Source organism: Phocicoccus pinnipedialis, from assembly GCF_903994035.1.
Classification (GTDB): domain Bacteria; phylum Bacillota; class Bacilli; order Staphylococcales; family Salinicoccaceae; genus Phocicoccus; species Phocicoccus pinnipedialis.
Window position 1 is genome coordinate 20,914 of the sequence record NZ_CAJEWB010000007.1, and the last position, 12,740, is coordinate 33,653.

The 12,740-nt window shown below is 35.9% G+C and carries 17 protein-coding genes; 7 read left to right on the forward strand and 10 right to left on the reverse strand.

The annotated features are described in order from the left end of the window. Window positions 1-253 precede the first annotated feature (253 nt). Window positions 254-484 carry a DUF378 domain-containing protein gene (locus H9D55_RS03675; RefSeq protein ID WP_186076963.1) on the reverse strand — a complete coding sequence of 77 codons (231 nt, stop codon included), beginning with the start codon at window positions 482-484 and terminating at the stop codon, window positions 254-256. A 323-nt stretch (window positions 485-807) separates the two neighbouring features. Here H9D55_RS03675 and H9D55_RS03680 point away from each other — a divergent pair, with 323 nt between their 5' ends. From H9D55_RS03680 to H9D55_RS03690, 3 genes are all read left to right on the forward strand, one after another. Next, on the forward strand, window positions 808-1,740 hold the full coding sequence (locus tag H9D55_RS03680) for an NADP-dependent oxidoreductase (protein ID WP_186076965.1): 933 nt from the start codon (window positions 808-810) through the stop codon (window positions 1,738-1,740). Between the two features lie 131 nt (window positions 1,741-1,871). Beyond that, window positions 1,872-2,939, forward strand: a complete 1,068-nt coding sequence (locus H9D55_RS03685) for an ABC transporter permease (RefSeq protein ID WP_186076966.1) — start codon at window positions 1,872-1,874, stop codon at window positions 2,937-2,939. 3 nt (window positions 2,940-2,942) lie between these two features. Beyond that, window positions 2,943-3,614: an ABC transporter ATP-binding protein gene (locus tag H9D55_RS03690; RefSeq protein WP_186076968.1), complete on the forward strand. Its 672-nt coding sequence runs from the start codon at window positions 2,943-2,945 to the stop codon at window positions 3,612-3,614. A 47-nt stretch (window positions 3,615-3,661) separates the two neighbouring features. On the opposite strand, the gene H9D55_RS03695 is transcribed toward H9D55_RS03690, so the two are convergent. The 4 genes from H9D55_RS03695 to H9D55_RS03710 all read right to left on the reverse strand — a co-directional run bounded on the left by H9D55_RS03695 (window position 3,662) and on the right by H9D55_RS03710 (window position 6,644). After that, the gene (locus H9D55_RS03695) at window positions 3,662-4,426 is read right to left on the reverse strand and encodes an NRDE family protein (protein ID WP_186076970.1); all 765 of its coding nucleotides are present in this window, start codon (window positions 4,424-4,426) and stop codon (window positions 3,662-3,664) included. After that, window positions 4,413-5,105: an RluA family pseudouridine synthase gene (locus H9D55_RS03700; RefSeq protein WP_186076971.1), complete on the reverse strand. Its 693-nt coding sequence runs from the start codon at window positions 5,103-5,105 to the stop codon at window positions 4,413-4,415. The genes H9D55_RS03695 and H9D55_RS03700 overlap by 14 nt, the downstream gene beginning before the upstream one ends. 61 nt (window positions 5,106-5,166) lie before the next feature. Next, entirely contained in the window at window positions 5,167-6,051 is an 885-nt protein-coding gene (locus H9D55_RS03705) for a fructose bisphosphate aldolase (RefSeq protein WP_186076972.1), read from the reverse strand. Window positions 6,052-6,176: 125 nt separating this feature from the next. After that, window positions 6,177-6,644: an S-ribosylhomocysteine lyase gene (locus H9D55_RS03710; protein ID WP_186076973.1), complete on the reverse strand. Its 468-nt coding sequence runs from the start codon at window positions 6,642-6,644 to the stop codon at window positions 6,177-6,179. A gap of 96 nt (window positions 6,645-6,740) precedes the next feature. Between H9D55_RS03710 and H9D55_RS03715 the strand changes: the two genes are divergently transcribed. Both H9D55_RS03715 and H9D55_RS03720 read left to right on the forward strand, forming a co-directional pair. Then, on the forward strand, window positions 6,741-7,697 hold the full coding sequence (locus tag H9D55_RS03715; RefSeq protein WP_186076974.1) for an ABC transporter ATP-binding protein: 957 nt from the start codon (window positions 6,741-6,743) through the stop codon (window positions 7,695-7,697). Window positions 7,698-7,715: 18 nt separating this feature from the next. Next, entirely contained in the window at window positions 7,716-8,192 is a 477-nt protein-coding gene (locus H9D55_RS03720; protein WP_186076975.1) for a nucleoside deaminase, read from the forward strand. A gap of 43 nt (window positions 8,193-8,235) precedes the next feature. Here H9D55_RS03720 and H9D55_RS03725 read toward each other — a convergent pair whose 3' ends face one another. The 3 genes from H9D55_RS03725 to H9D55_RS03735 all read right to left on the reverse strand — a co-directional run bounded on the left by H9D55_RS03725 (window position 8,236) and on the right by H9D55_RS03735 (window position 10,759). Continuing rightward, on the reverse strand, window positions 8,236-9,582 hold the full coding sequence (locus H9D55_RS03725; RefSeq protein WP_186076976.1) for a nucleobase:cation symporter-2 family protein: 1,347 nt from the start codon (window positions 9,580-9,582) through the stop codon (window positions 8,236-8,238). Then, complete coding sequence (locus tag H9D55_RS03730; RefSeq protein WP_186076977.1) at window positions 9,579-10,160, reverse strand: xanthine phosphoribosyltransferase; 582 nt, start codon at window positions 10,158-10,160, stop codon at window positions 9,579-9,581. The genes H9D55_RS03725 and H9D55_RS03730 overlap by 4 nt, the downstream gene beginning before the upstream one ends. A gap of 323 nt (window positions 10,161-10,483) precedes the next feature. After that, the gene (locus tag H9D55_RS03735; RefSeq protein WP_186076978.1) at window positions 10,484-10,759 is read right to left on the reverse strand and encodes a hypothetical protein; all 276 of its coding nucleotides are present in this window, start codon (window positions 10,757-10,759) and stop codon (window positions 10,484-10,486) included. A 73-nt stretch (window positions 10,760-10,832) separates the two neighbouring features. Here H9D55_RS03735 and H9D55_RS03740 point away from each other — a divergent pair, with 73 nt between their 5' ends. Next, complete coding sequence (locus H9D55_RS03740; RefSeq protein ID WP_186076979.1) at window positions 10,833-11,408, forward strand: nitroreductase family protein; 576 nt, start codon at window positions 10,833-10,835, stop codon at window positions 11,406-11,408. Beyond that, window positions 11,399-11,569 (forward strand): hypothetical protein, encoded by a 171-nt coding sequence (locus tag H9D55_RS03745; protein ID WP_186076981.1) that lies wholly within the window; start codon window positions 11,399-11,401, stop codon window positions 11,567-11,569. The genes H9D55_RS03740 and H9D55_RS03745 overlap by 10 nt, the downstream gene beginning before the upstream one ends. A gap of 62 nt (window positions 11,570-11,631) precedes the next feature. On the opposite strand, the gene H9D55_RS03750 is transcribed toward H9D55_RS03745, so the two are convergent. Then, window positions 11,632-11,823 carry a hypothetical protein gene (locus H9D55_RS03750; RefSeq protein WP_186076983.1) on the reverse strand — a complete coding sequence of 64 codons (192 nt, stop codon included), beginning with the start codon at window positions 11,821-11,823 and terminating at the stop codon, window positions 11,632-11,634. A 79-nt stretch (window positions 11,824-11,902) separates the two neighbouring features. After that, complete coding sequence (locus H9D55_RS03755; protein ID WP_186076984.1) at window positions 11,903-12,733, reverse strand: prephenate dehydratase; 831 nt, start codon at window positions 12,731-12,733, stop codon at window positions 11,903-11,905. Between the last annotated feature and the right edge of the window lie 7 nt (window positions 12,734-12,740).

Below are 12,740 nucleotides of genomic sequence, written 5' to 3' on the forward strand. Positions count from 1 at the left end.
ATCCTAATCATTGTGAAAACACCTCACTTAGCTAGTCCTAGCACCTTTGTAGAATTTATACGAATTCTCGATTAGCTTTCCTTTTGAAGTCCTTGGTCTCCATCAATATTCTTAGTATATATAAAGTCTGTAAACAGAAACGCAGCCGGTAAGCATATACCTCACGGTATCTGTCTATCGGCTGCGTTAGGGTTTTTAGGGTTGCAGTTGGTTCACACCAAAAGGAACTTTGGAATAAAAACCGTTATTTCAATTATAAATCTCTTTTTGTATTGTTTACGTGTGGGCGATTACCAATATAACCAAAAAGTTTGAGGCAATAGAGAGCTGATACACCTACTAAAACATAAACGATTTTAGCAAGGATAGAATCTTGACCACCGAAAATTGTTGCGACAAGATCAAATTCGAATAAACCTACGAGTAGCCAATTTAAGCCACCAACTACTAAAAGTATTAATGCAGTACTATCTAAAATTTTCATAATATATCTCCTAAGACTAATTTATTTGTTATTACTTAATTCCCCAATACCTCAATACTCAAACATTAATGAATAAACGCGAGAATGGTAAAGGTGGTACTCAATCAAAACATGCAAACCATAATTCAATTGCAGATGTTAAAAATACACAAACATTAGAAGTTTTACCAAAATTAAAAGTGTGCTAAGAAATTTTGATTGTAATTTTGATTGTAAAGATATTAAGGTTATTGTTGAAATGTTCTTTACAATCACGTTTTGTGAAATAGCCTTAAAAATCCATTATATTATTAAGGAAGGACAAATTTTAGGAGTGTTAGTTTATGAAAGCTATCGTTATAGAACAATATGGTGATGTAGATCAGCTTATTGAAAAAGAGTTTCCTGAACCAGTAATAAAAGAAAACCAAGTATTAATAGAAATGCATGCCACTTCAATCAACCCAATTGATTGGAAAATTCGTGCCGGTTATATGAAAGACTATATGCCGGTCGAATTCCCACTTATATTAGGATGGGATGCAGCGGGAGTTGTTGTAGAAGTAGGTACAAAGGTAACTAATTTTAAAGTTGGAGATGAGGTATTTGCACGTCCAGCAACTGAGAATGGCACGTATGCAGAGTATGTCGCAGTGGATGAAAACTTAGTTGCTTTAAAGCCAACAAATATTAGCTTTGAAGAAGCCGCTTCAGTACCTTTAGCAGGACTCACTGCATGGCAATGCCTAGTGGATTTCGGTTCAGTAAAAGAAGGAGATACAGTTTTAATTCACGCAGGTTCTGGAGGTGTGGGTAGCCTTGGTATTCAGATTGCAAAAAGTTTAGGTGCACATGTGCTGTCTACTGCTAGTGGCAAAAATGAAGCATTTTTAAAATCACTTGGCGTAGATACGTTCATTAATTATGAAACGACAGATTTTACAGATGTTGCTAAAGATGTTGATTTAGTAGTGGATACTATGGGTGGAGAAATTCTAGAGAAAAGTCTTAGCGTTGTTAAAAAAGGTGGAAAGCTTGTATCTATTGCTGGTCAGCCTAATCAAGAAGCAGCAAGAGCGAACGGAATTACTGCAGAGTCTCTATGGCTAAAGCCTAATGGTAAACAACTAGCTGAACTCGGTGCGCTATTGGAATCAGGTGAGGTTAAAACACATATCGGTCATACATTCTCATTAACTGAAGAAGGACTGAGAGAGGCACATGCATTAAGTGCCACGCACCATGCTAAAGGAAAAATTGTAATTAAAGTAAAATAATTAAATATATGAGGGTTAACTGTATTTATTCTCTTTAGGAATAAGGTGTTTACTTTGCATGAACCCATATATTTTATCTTATCTATGATATATATTAATAGATAAGATATTATAAGAAAGGTAGTCGATCTATGTTTTTAGCATGGAATGAAATTAAGAAAAACAAACTCCGATTCATTTTAATTATTGGAGTGTTAATGCTTGTTTCTTATCTCGTATTCTTTTTATCTGGTCTTGCAACAGGTTTAAAGGATTTAAATAGAGAATCTGTTGATAAGTGGCAAGCGGATGGAATCATCCTAACTGAGGAGTCAGATAAGAGCCTCCTACAGTCTTCAATGAATCTAGATCAAGTGAAGGAAGTAAATGCAGATGAAAGTGCTGTTCTTGGACAAATCAGTGCAATCGCTAGGGAAGGCGATAAGAAAGCAAACATCGCACTTTTTGGTATTCGTAAAAATGAATTTTTAATGCCAAATGTGGTTGAGGGAAAAGCGTTTAGTAAAGAGAAAGAAGTCGTAGCAAGTGACGCTCTAAAAGAAGAAGGGTTTAAGCTGGGCGATACGCTTGAGTTATCTTCATCTGAAGAAAAGCTTAAGATTGTTGGGTTTACAAACAATGCTCGTTTTAATGCGGCGCCTGTTTTGTATGCGAATTTAGAAACGTTCCAAGAAATTAAGTTTGGTAAGGGACAAAATTCAAACATGGAAGAACAAATTAATGCAATCGTTGTACGTGGTAACATTAAAAATAGTGTTTCTGATAAGGATCTAGAAGTCATTGAAATTGAAACATTTATAGAAAATCTACCCGGATACACTGAACAGAACTTGACGTTAACGTTTATGATCTATTTCTTGTTTATTATCTCGTCAGTAATTGTGGCGATTTTCCTATACGTGTTAACGGTACAAAAAATTAGCATGTTTGGTCTCATGAAAGCACAAGGGATATCTAACTTGTATCTTGCAAAATCTGTGATTGCTCAGACATTTATTTTGGCATTCTTAGGTGTAGCTGTTGGATTTATCTTAACACTATTAACTGGCCAATTTTTACCCGCAGCAGTGCCTGTGTCATTTGATATTGTTACGATGCTTTTATATGGTATCGTTCTAATTGTTGTTGCAATTCTCGGGGCTGTATTCTCAGTCCTTACAATATTTAAGATTGATCCATTGAAAGCGATAGGGGGATAATTGATGTCTGTTCTAGAGTTAAAAAATGTTAATAAAACGTTCGGTAAAGGTCACAAAAAAGTAGAAGCTTTAAAAAGCACAAGTTTTACAGCTGAAAAGGGAGAAGTCATTGCAATTATTGGGCCTTCTGGTTCTGGTAAAAGTACCTTTTTGACTATCGTAGGCGGACTACTGTCTCCAAGTGAAGGGAACGTCATCATAAACGGCTCATCACTTACTGACTTAAGTGAGAAAAAACGCTCTAAAGTACGTTTAAATGAAATCGGATTTGTTTTACAAGCATCTAATTTAATACCTTTCCTCACTGTCGAAAAGCAATTTAAATTACTTGATAAAGTTAAGAAAAATAATATGACACCGGAAGAATTGAAGGTGCTCTATGAAGACTTAGGTATTGAGGATTTAAAAAATAAATACCCGAGTGACCTGTCAGGGGGAGAAAAACAAAGAGTTGCGATAGCAAAAGCGCTTTATAGTAATCCTTCGCTCATACTCGCAGATGAACCAACCGCATCTCTTGATTCAGATCGCGCATTTGAAGTAATGGCACTCCTGAGAAATGAAACGAAAAATAAAAATACAACGACAATCGTTGTAACACATGACACAAGACTAATCGGATATTGCGATCGTGTTTTTAAGATGAATGATGGAGAATTACGACTAGAGTCATAAAAAGAAGTATTAAAAAAGAGTACACATTGTAAACGTGTACTCTTTTTTTATGCTTCACCTATTTTAAATTTAAATTCTGTATCAAAATCAAAAGTACCACGTGTATATGTACGCTCTAAGAAGTGAGCGAAACCGTCGTGCGTAATCAATATGACAGTGCTACATCGTGTTCCATATTCCATATCTTGAAGCTCTATAAATTGACTGGATAAAGCATATTCTAGCGCTTTATCTATACCTGTATTTTGACGATGGCTATGTGTCTTTTTACTTGATGATAATAGACGAAGTAATGTGGCTTTGTCTTCTTCTATGTCTCCTGAAAGGCGATCAAGCGTATGTTTACCATGCTGTACTTTCGCCCATGGTGTATTTAGGAAAGCATTAGATACACCGTGCGTATTTTCAGATAATATTTCAATCTGATTGTCGTAATTATTCATATAGTAGAGGCTGTCTAAATCACCAAGAATGACATTAAAACCTCCATATTTAGAACTTTCTGTTCTTAACTGTGCTAAAAACGATTTAGCATCACTTTCAGAGCGTAAAAAATCAAGAACGATATCCCCACGGGATAAGGGAGATTTCTTCGTCATTTCCTCAACATTTCTAATGTTTGTGATCATAGCGATGCGCCCCGTTTTAGTTATTCCAAGCCAAGTCCCCCCACGATGTGCATCCGTACCATGAAGAATATTGCCATGTATTCTTGCAGGATATGCTGGTCTGTTATAAGACTCATCTCTGTTCGCTGCGATAGCTAATATATAATTTGGATCGTTATTTATTTTAAAATTAATGACGCACATTTTTAATCTCCATATTAAATAAATTCCAAGGATGAATCTTTGGGGGATTTGCAGAGTTATGGATGATTCTATCTTGCGTTGGGTGTTTATAATTGAGTTCATTCGCAAAAAGTGCTAGCTGATCTCCAACCTTATTCACACCTTGCCCATAGCGTTGATCACCATAAAGAGGGTGACCGAGATGTGCGAATTGTACGCGTATTTGATGGGAGCGTCCTGTTTCTAGTTTAACTGATACAAGAGAAAAATCGTCTGCGTTCTTTATTACCTGATAATGTAAGACGGCTTTTTTTGCACCTGTTTTATTTCTATGTACCACAGAAGATGTATTTGTATTTTGGTCTTTAAATAAGTAGTCTGTTAGAGTACCATTATTTTTTAGATTTCCGTGAACAACTGCTAAGTATCCTCGTTCTATTTGTTTCAGACGTAGCGCGTTTGATAACCGGCTTGCTGCTTTAGATGTTTTTGCAAATACCACGAGACCACCAGTAGGGCGGTCCAGTCTATGAACGAGTCCTAAATACACGTTGCCTGGTTTATTGTATTTATTTTTGATGTATTCTTTAACTAAATTGAGTAAATCCTTGTCCTGAGATGAATCTTCTTGAACGGGGATATTGACTGGTTTTTCAACAACAATCGTATGATTGTCTTCATATAGTATATTTAATTTCATAATAACCTCAAAAAAACGTAGTGCTTATATTGTAGCACTACGTTCGAATTAATTCTAAATCTTAATTTTTATTTACCGATGCATCGTAGATAGATTCAATTGATTTCTTTAAATCGGCATTGAACTCATCATCTGATTGATTTGCAGATAAACCTTCAGTTAGTGCACGTGAGAAGCTTGCTAAAATACCGTTGTTTTTCTTAAGTAATGCATTTGCTTCGTCTCTCGTGTAACCCCCTGATAAAGCAACAACACGAATCACTCGTGGATGATTTACAAGATCTTCGTAAAGATTTGCTTCAGTTGGGATTGTTAATTTAAGCATCACATCTTCGCCTTCAGAAAGTGCATCTAAATGAGATAACATTTCTTTGTTTAAGAATGTTTCAATTTCTTCTTTATCAGTTGAATTAATATTCACTTCAGGTTCAATGATTGGCACTAAACCTTTTGCTAAGATTTTTTTACCAAATTCAAACTGTTGGTCAACAACTGCTTTGATGCCTGCTTCATTGAAGCTATTGATTACAGAACGCATCTTAGTTCCAAAAATGTTTCTTTCATTTGCACGATCAAGTAGTGCATCGAGTTCAGGCATATCCTTCATGAGTTGAACCCCGTTTTCTTCATCAGCAAGACCTTTGTCTACTTTTAAGAATGGAACAACATCTTTTTCGATTAAATAGTCAGCAGTGTATTTACCGTCAACCTCTCGGTCCATCGTTTGTTCGAATAAAATAGCCCCTAAAATGTGTTCACCTGTAAAGTATGGAGCAGTAACGATACGTGTTCTCATCTCGTGAACAAGATCAAACATCTCATCTTCATTATTATACTGGTCTTCATTTACACCATATAATTTAAGTGCTTTTGGTGTTGAACCACCACTTTGGTCTAATGCAGCGATAAACCCTTTGCCATTTTTAACTTTTTCTAGCTGTGACATATTAAAATCGACACTCCCTATAATTTTATAAAAACGTTTCAACTATAGTATGCTAAACTTTTCACTAAAGTGCAATTATTTTATTGACAAAAGTCATATCAATGTTGTTAACTTTTTTAGAAAACTTATTCATCAGCAAATACTTTGTGCCAAGTATTTTTGCCATCTAGCATCTCTTTTACAGCGTTTTTAGCTCCTTCTAAATCGTGACTCTTTGCGAATCCGCATTGCACCTCATTTTGGGCCGGTATTTCTGTTGCAGCTAGGCAGTCCAGCAACGCTTTTTCGAGTGCTTCGGCAATGTTTTCTGGGTTTTTATCATTAAATACCGTGAGATAGAAACCTGTCTGACATCCCATAGGGCTTAAGTCAATCACATTTGGATAATGGTTTCTCATATTTTCTGCCATTAAATGCTCGAGTGTATGCATTACTGGCATTTTTAAGAAAGCTTTATTAGGTTGTTTAAATCTTAAGTCATATTTATGAACTGTATCACCAATCGCACCATCAACTGTACCCGCTAATCGAATAAATGGAGCCTCTACTTTTGTATGATCTAAATTAAAACTCTCTACATTATACTTTTTCATAAAACTACTCCTCACTTTAATGGTTCCTATCTTAATACTAACGAACAAACCACGCATGCTCAAGAATTTCGCACGTTAAATTGGTATAATGAAATTATGAAGAAAATCGAATTAAAAGGTATATTTAAATCATATCTAGACAATCAAATACTGAATGATATTAATTTTAGTGTTAAGTCAGGTGAAGCGTTCGTTATAGTTGGGCCATCGGGATCAGGTAAGAGCACTATCTTAAATTTAATTGCTGGGTTGGTAAAACCAGACTTTGGTGAGGTTTTTATGGGTGGGAGAGAGATTACACATGAGAATTCAAAAAATCGAAATGTGTCGTTTGTCTTTCAGGATTTTGCTCTATATCCCCACATGACGGTGTATAATAATATCGCATTTGCATTAAAGTCAAAACGAATGAATAAAACGGATATTAGAGCACGTGTGGAATCTATCTCGCATAAGTTACAAATTGAGAAATTGTCAAACCGATATCCGAACGAGTTGTCAGGCGGACAAAAACAACGCGTTGCACTAGCACGTGCACTGGCTACTGAAGCAGAAATTATTTTAATGGATGAACCATTGTCGAGTTTAGACACAGATCTTCGTTTTAAACTACATGAGGAGTTAAAAGAGTTTCATAAAGAAAACAATACAACACTTATTTTTGTGACCCATGATCAAACCGAGGCGATGACTATTGCTGATCGTATAATGATAATCAATAATGGGATTATCGAACAAATTGGTACGCCACGTGAGATCTATTTAGAACCAAAAACACCATTTGTTGGGAGATTTTTTGGGACACCTAAGATGAATCTCTTCAAAGATGAAACAGGGAAACTGTTTGGAGTTCGTCCACAACACATAAAAATATCTGACATAGATAGTGGCGAACCAGTAGTAATAAAGTCCATCGATTATTTAGGGAAAGAAAACTGGATACATTTTGAATACGATGCACATCCTTTTATACTCTTGACTACGCGGATGGACCTAGAAGTAGGTCAAACAATTCATATCATTTTAGAGGAATCCAAGATTGCGATATTTTAAAAAGATGGAGTGGTAACGATGCTTACAGAAAAAGAGCTAGGGTACTTAGAGATTGCAGTACAGCAAGCGGAACAAGCGTTGAAGGAAGGCAATCAACCATTCGGTTCCGTACTCGTAAGTGACAAAGGAGAAATTTTATTTAAAGACAATAACCATATTTCTACCGGAGATAATACAAGGCACCCAGAGTTTGAAATTGCGAGATGGGCGAGTCAAAATATGACCGCTGAAGAAAGAAAAAAATCAGTAGTGTACACATCAGGTGAGCACTGTCCAATGTGTGCAACTGCACACGGCATCAATGGTCTAGGAAAGATTGTCTATGCAACAAGCAGTGATCAGTTCAGATCTTGGCAAGACGAATTTGGTGTGGATAAAGGTAATATTAAATCATTATCTATAGAAGATATCGTCGCAGGTATTGAGGTAGTAGGTCCAGTTAAAGAATTTGAAGATAGAGTAAAAGAGCTTCAGAGACAGTATTATAGTAAATAAAAAAACAGCCGTCTGAGTCGTTATCGGCTCAGACGGCTGTTTTTTATTTATAATCTTCAGTGAGAGATTCAGTGTCCTCATCAGGCATGACTTCAAACAACTGATCTTTAACATCATCATTTGGTTCTAAATTAAAGTTTAAAACTAAGTTTAAAATAATCGCAGTGAGACTTCCCATCACAATTCCACTTTCAGTAATGACAGAAATACTTGAAGGCAGTGATTTGAAAACGTCAGGAACTGCAGTAACACCGAGTCCAAATGCAATTGAAATTGCGACGACCATTAAGTTGTTTTGGTTTTCAAAATCAACCGTAGATAGCATCTTAATGCCATAAGAAATAACCATACCGAACATCGCAATCATCGCACCGCCGAGCACAGACTCCGGTATTGCGAGTGTCGCCGCACCAATTTTTGGCATTAAACCAAGTAAAATCAGCATGACACCAGCAATGTAGATGATGCGAAGGCGACGTACACCGGACAATTGAATCAAGCCAACATTTTGGCTAAATGTCGTATAAGGTAATGAGTTAAACAGACCACCGAATAATATTGCCACACCCTCCGCACGATATCCACGCTTTAAATCCGCTTCACGTATATCTTTATTAGTGATATCTCCTAGAGCAAAATAAACACCAGTGGATTCAACAAGGCTTACCATAGCGACTAGTATCATCGTTAAAATTGGTACAAGATGAAACTCTGGTGTACCAAAATAGAATACTACAGGTAAATGCAACCATGACGCTTCTTTAACGGCTGATAAGTCTACCAGGCCAAAGAATGCTGCGATAATCGTTCCTACAACTATACCAATTAAAATAGCGATCGATGCAAAAAAACCTTTAGCAAATTTCAACACAAGTAGGATAATCAAAAGTGTTAAAAATCCAAGCCCAATATTTTCTAGCGATGCAAAATCATCTGCACCCTGTCCACCAGCAAAGTTATTTAGCGCCACAGGGATGAGTGTCACACCAATGATTGTAACTACAGAACCTGTAACTACAGGTGGGAAAAACTTGATGAGTTTACTAAAATATTTTGCAATTAGAACAACGAATAAACCAGCGACAAGTATCGCTCCATACACTGAACCAATACTATATGTATTTGCAATGTTGATAATTGGTCCAACAGCAGTGAACGTACACCCTAAGACAACTGGAAGGCCGATACCCATAAATTTATTTTTCCATACTTGTAAAATTGTTGCGACGCCACACATCATGATGTCAATGGAAATCAAATATGTCAATTGTGCAGTAGTCAGACCAATAGAAAAACCGACAATCAGAGGAACGACTACAGCACCAGCGTACATCGCTAGTACGTGCTGAAGTCCGAGTGACATGTCTTTAAACATGTTTGCTTCTCTCATTCAGTGTCACCCACAAATTTAATATTACCTTCATACATCGATTCAATTTTAGCCAGGGATTCCACTCTATATCCCTTGTCTCGTAATATCTTACCACCGCTTTGGAAAGCTTTTTCAATGACAATACCGAATCCGACAATTTCAGCACCAGACTGGTTCACAACATCCATAAGTGCATTTGCAGCCTCGCCGTTTGCTAAAAAGTCATCTATGATTAGTACTTTATCTTCTGGAGATAAAAATTGACGTGCAACTGCAATCGTGTTTGTTTCTTGTTTAGTATATGAAAATACTTGCGAAGTGTAGAGATCGTCATTAAGTGTCAATGATTGTCTCTTTCTTCCGAATACGACAGGTATATCTAACTTCAATCCAACCATAACAGAGGGTGCAATACCTGAAGATTCAAGTGTAAGTACTTTTGTGATTTCAGTGTCTTTAAATCGTTCGATAAATGCTTCGCCGACTGCTTTCATTAAGACAGGGTCAATTTGGTGATTTAAGAACGAATCTACTTTGAGAACATTCTCACTTAATGCGTTGCCATCATTTATAATACGGTCTTTTAAAAGTTTCATAATAATCTCCAATCGTATATTTATTTAACAATAATACCAGATTAAAATGTTTGCAACAATGATTCGTTGGACTATATATATAGATTTATATTTTTATACAAAGTATTATATGAACATTCCGACTAGAATAGATAACAAGCCAATATTTGCGACTGGATGTACTCCGATTATAGCCATGATATAAATAAAGTCTATTATGGATAGTAATCTAAACGAAAATAATCCTTCAATCTGAGTTAAAAACTTTCTAAATAGGCAGGAATTGGACTTTCGTTAAATCGTTTTAAAAACCGATAAAGCCAAAATAGAACCGTACTTAAACATTAAAAATATAGAAATAACGAGCCGAAAAATATTAAAAAGAATGGTGTAACAAATATCGCATAATAGACTCCTGGATAAGGATCATTTTTTGATATGATTACTTTTTTTATAAAGAGTTGTGCAAGTCCAAAGAATAATGTACCAGCAACTATTAGAATGATACTTCCCAGTATCGTTTGTTCGTTCAGATCGATTTTAAGCATGAGCCACAATAATCCGAAGCCACCCAAGGCACCAAGTAAAAATGACGATGTAAATTTAAGGAACTTTTCCATTTTACCTCCAAAGTTAAAATATTCTTATACTTATAGTATCATTAAATTAATAATTAAAGGATGGTTGATTTGAATGAACGTACAAGAAGCGATTAGATTACGTCGCAGCACGAAACTATTTAAGGATATCGAACCAATTAGTCATACAGATGTAGAAGACATTATTGAAGCGGCAACACATGCACCCACACATCATTTTACAGAAGCATGGCGATTTATTGTCATGGAAGGCGATTCTAGAATGCCTTTCTACAACGCGTGTCTTTCATTTGTGGAAGACAAATATAAAAATGTAGCTTCTGATGAGATCGAAAAGAGACGAGAAAAAATGATCTCTAAAGCACTGTTTGCACCAACTGCAATTGCGGTAATTTATTCTGAGAATAAAGAGAATCCACGTGGCGATTATAAAGAAGACATACTTTCAATTGGTGCAGCGATTCAAAATATGTTACTCGAAGCAACAGCAAAAGATATTCAGTCGATCTGGAAAACAGGTGGGGTATATAATAGCGCGCCTGTGAGAGAGGTTTTTAAACTGGAAGGAGATGAAGAAGTTATCGGTGTAATCTTCCTTGGTAAAGCAGCACTTGGTAAGATACCTAAGAGAATTCGTACGGATGCTGAAGACAAGACTATTTGGATTTAAGCGAATATGAAGATACCGACACTCCTGCTATACACACTTACGATGTTCGTCAGTTTTTATCTATTGTTGTCATTCCCAAAGAGTATAACTTCTTAGCATATCTAGGCGTTAACGTAATTGAATTAGGTGCGATCGTTACTAGCTTGAGGAGTGAACTATAGTCAAAAGCCTTCTTATAAATAAAGATACCCAACACATTTTTTAATGCGTTGGGTGTTTTAATTTACATATGCTTATTTTCTTCTTCTATTTCTTCTCTTGCTCTATGTCTAGTGTAGTAGAAAAATATTACTGATAAAAACGCTGAACCTACGCCAAGGAGCGGATGCACCGCTGTTGTGAAAAGACTTGCAACGTTTATTGCCAAGGCAATTAGCAAGATTACTACAGATACATAATATAGTTTTTTAAACATTCACTAAGATCCCCCATAAGTTAGATAGATTAATTATACATGAATTTAATATCAAGGTGACTTTTCGTATTTCTTGTTTTTAAGACGTCACGAGTTCACCTGGTGCGTAAGTTCCAAGGATATTTAAGTACATAGATTTCTCTTTAATCTCATTTAAACTTGCAGTTAAATTACCTTTTTCACTGCGTTCCACATCAATGAAGAATCCATAAGAAAATGCTTTTTTCTGAATTGGTCTAGACGTCAAGTAGAGTAGGTTGATGTGATGCTTACTAAAGATGTTTAGGATCTCGTTTAACGATCCCGTCGAGTGTTCAGTTTCTAAATATATACTTGTCTTCTCTTTATGAGATACGTTTGGCTCATGTCCTTTTTTAAAGATTAAGAAGCGCGTCGTGTTTAAAGGGTTATCACTGATATTCTCTTTTTGAACTTTCATGTCATAAAGTTCTGCGGCATGTGTACCAGCTACTGCTGCGATATATGTAAGATTGCTATTTTTCACCATCTCAACTGCACCAGCAGTATCATGATATTCTTTGATTTTAAGTTTCTCAATTTCATTAAGATATGTGATGCACTGTTCAAGAGCTTCGGGATGAGAATATACAACTTGAATATCTTCAAAGTTTGTTTCTTTTTTTGTGATTAATGCATGATCAATTTTCACATAGATTTCACTTACAACACTAACTTCTAGATATTTCATAAGATCGATTGTTCTTGTGATAGGGCCAGAAGTTGAGTTTTCAACGGGTAAAGCAATGTAGTCTACATCTTCAATCATTAATGCTTCAACGAGTTCTTTGAACGTTGTGTAGCCAAATGATTCGAATGATTTTTCTCCAAAGAATTTTGCAGATGCCAGAGAACTATAGCTCCCTGGCACCCCTTGATAACCTATTTTCATTAAACGA

Bases quoted from the DNA above. Each gene is read 5' to 3' on its own strand.
- H9D55_RS03705 (WP_186076972.1), bottom strand. From the start codon at position 6,051: ATGTCACAGCTAGAAAAAGTTAAAAATGGCAAAGGGTTTATCGCTGCA.
- H9D55_RS03680 (WP_186076965.1), top strand. From the start codon at position 808: ATGAAAGCTATCGTTATAGAACAATATGGTGATGTAGATCAGCTTATT.
- H9D55_RS03685 (WP_186076966.1), top strand. From the start codon at position 1,872: ATGTTTTTAGCATGGAATGAAATTAAGAAAAACAAACTCCGATTCATT.
- H9D55_RS03750 (WP_186076983.1), bottom strand. From the start codon at position 11,823: ATGTTTAAAAAACTATATTATGTATCTGTAGTAATCTTGCTAATTGCC.
- H9D55_RS03710 (WP_186076973.1), bottom strand. From the start codon at position 6,644: ATGAAAAAGTATAATGTAGAGAGTTTTAATTTAGATCATACAAAAGTA.
- H9D55_RS03735 (WP_186076978.1), bottom strand. From the start codon at position 10,759: ATGGAAAAGTTCCTTAAATTTACATCGTCATTTTTACTTGGTGCCTTG.
- H9D55_RS03740 (WP_186076979.1), top strand. From the start codon at position 10,833: ATGAACGTACAAGAAGCGATTAGATTACGTCGCAGCACGAAACTATTT.
- H9D55_RS03755 (WP_186076984.1), bottom strand. From the start codon at position 12,733: ATGAAAATAGGTTATCAAGGGGTGCCAGGGAGCTATAGTTCTCTGGCA.
- H9D55_RS03700 (WP_186076971.1), bottom strand. From the start codon at position 5,105: ATGAAATTAAATATACTATATGAAGACAATCATACGATTGTTGTTGAA.
- H9D55_RS03730 (WP_186076977.1), bottom strand. From the start codon at position 10,160: ATGAAACTTTTAAAAGACCGTATTATAAATGATGGCAACGCATTAAGT.
- H9D55_RS03720 (WP_186076975.1), top strand. From the start codon at position 7,716: ATGCTTACAGAAAAAGAGCTAGGGTACTTAGAGATTGCAGTACAGCAA.
- H9D55_RS03695 (WP_186076970.1), bottom strand. From the start codon at position 4,426: ATGTGCGTCATTAATTTTAAAATAAATAACGATCCAAATTATATATTA.
- H9D55_RS03690 (WP_186076968.1), top strand. From the start codon at position 2,943: ATGTCTGTTCTAGAGTTAAAAAATGTTAATAAAACGTTCGGTAAAGGT.
- H9D55_RS03675 (WP_186076963.1), bottom strand. From the start codon at position 484: ATGAAAATTTTAGATAGTACTGCATTAATACTTTTAGTAGTTGGTGGC.
- H9D55_RS03715 (WP_186076974.1), top strand. From the start codon at position 6,741: ATGAAGAAAATCGAATTAAAAGGTATATTTAAATCATATCTAGACAAT.
- H9D55_RS03725 (WP_186076976.1), bottom strand. From the start codon at position 9,582: ATGAGAGAAGCAAACATGTTTAAAGACATGTCACTCGGACTTCAGCAC.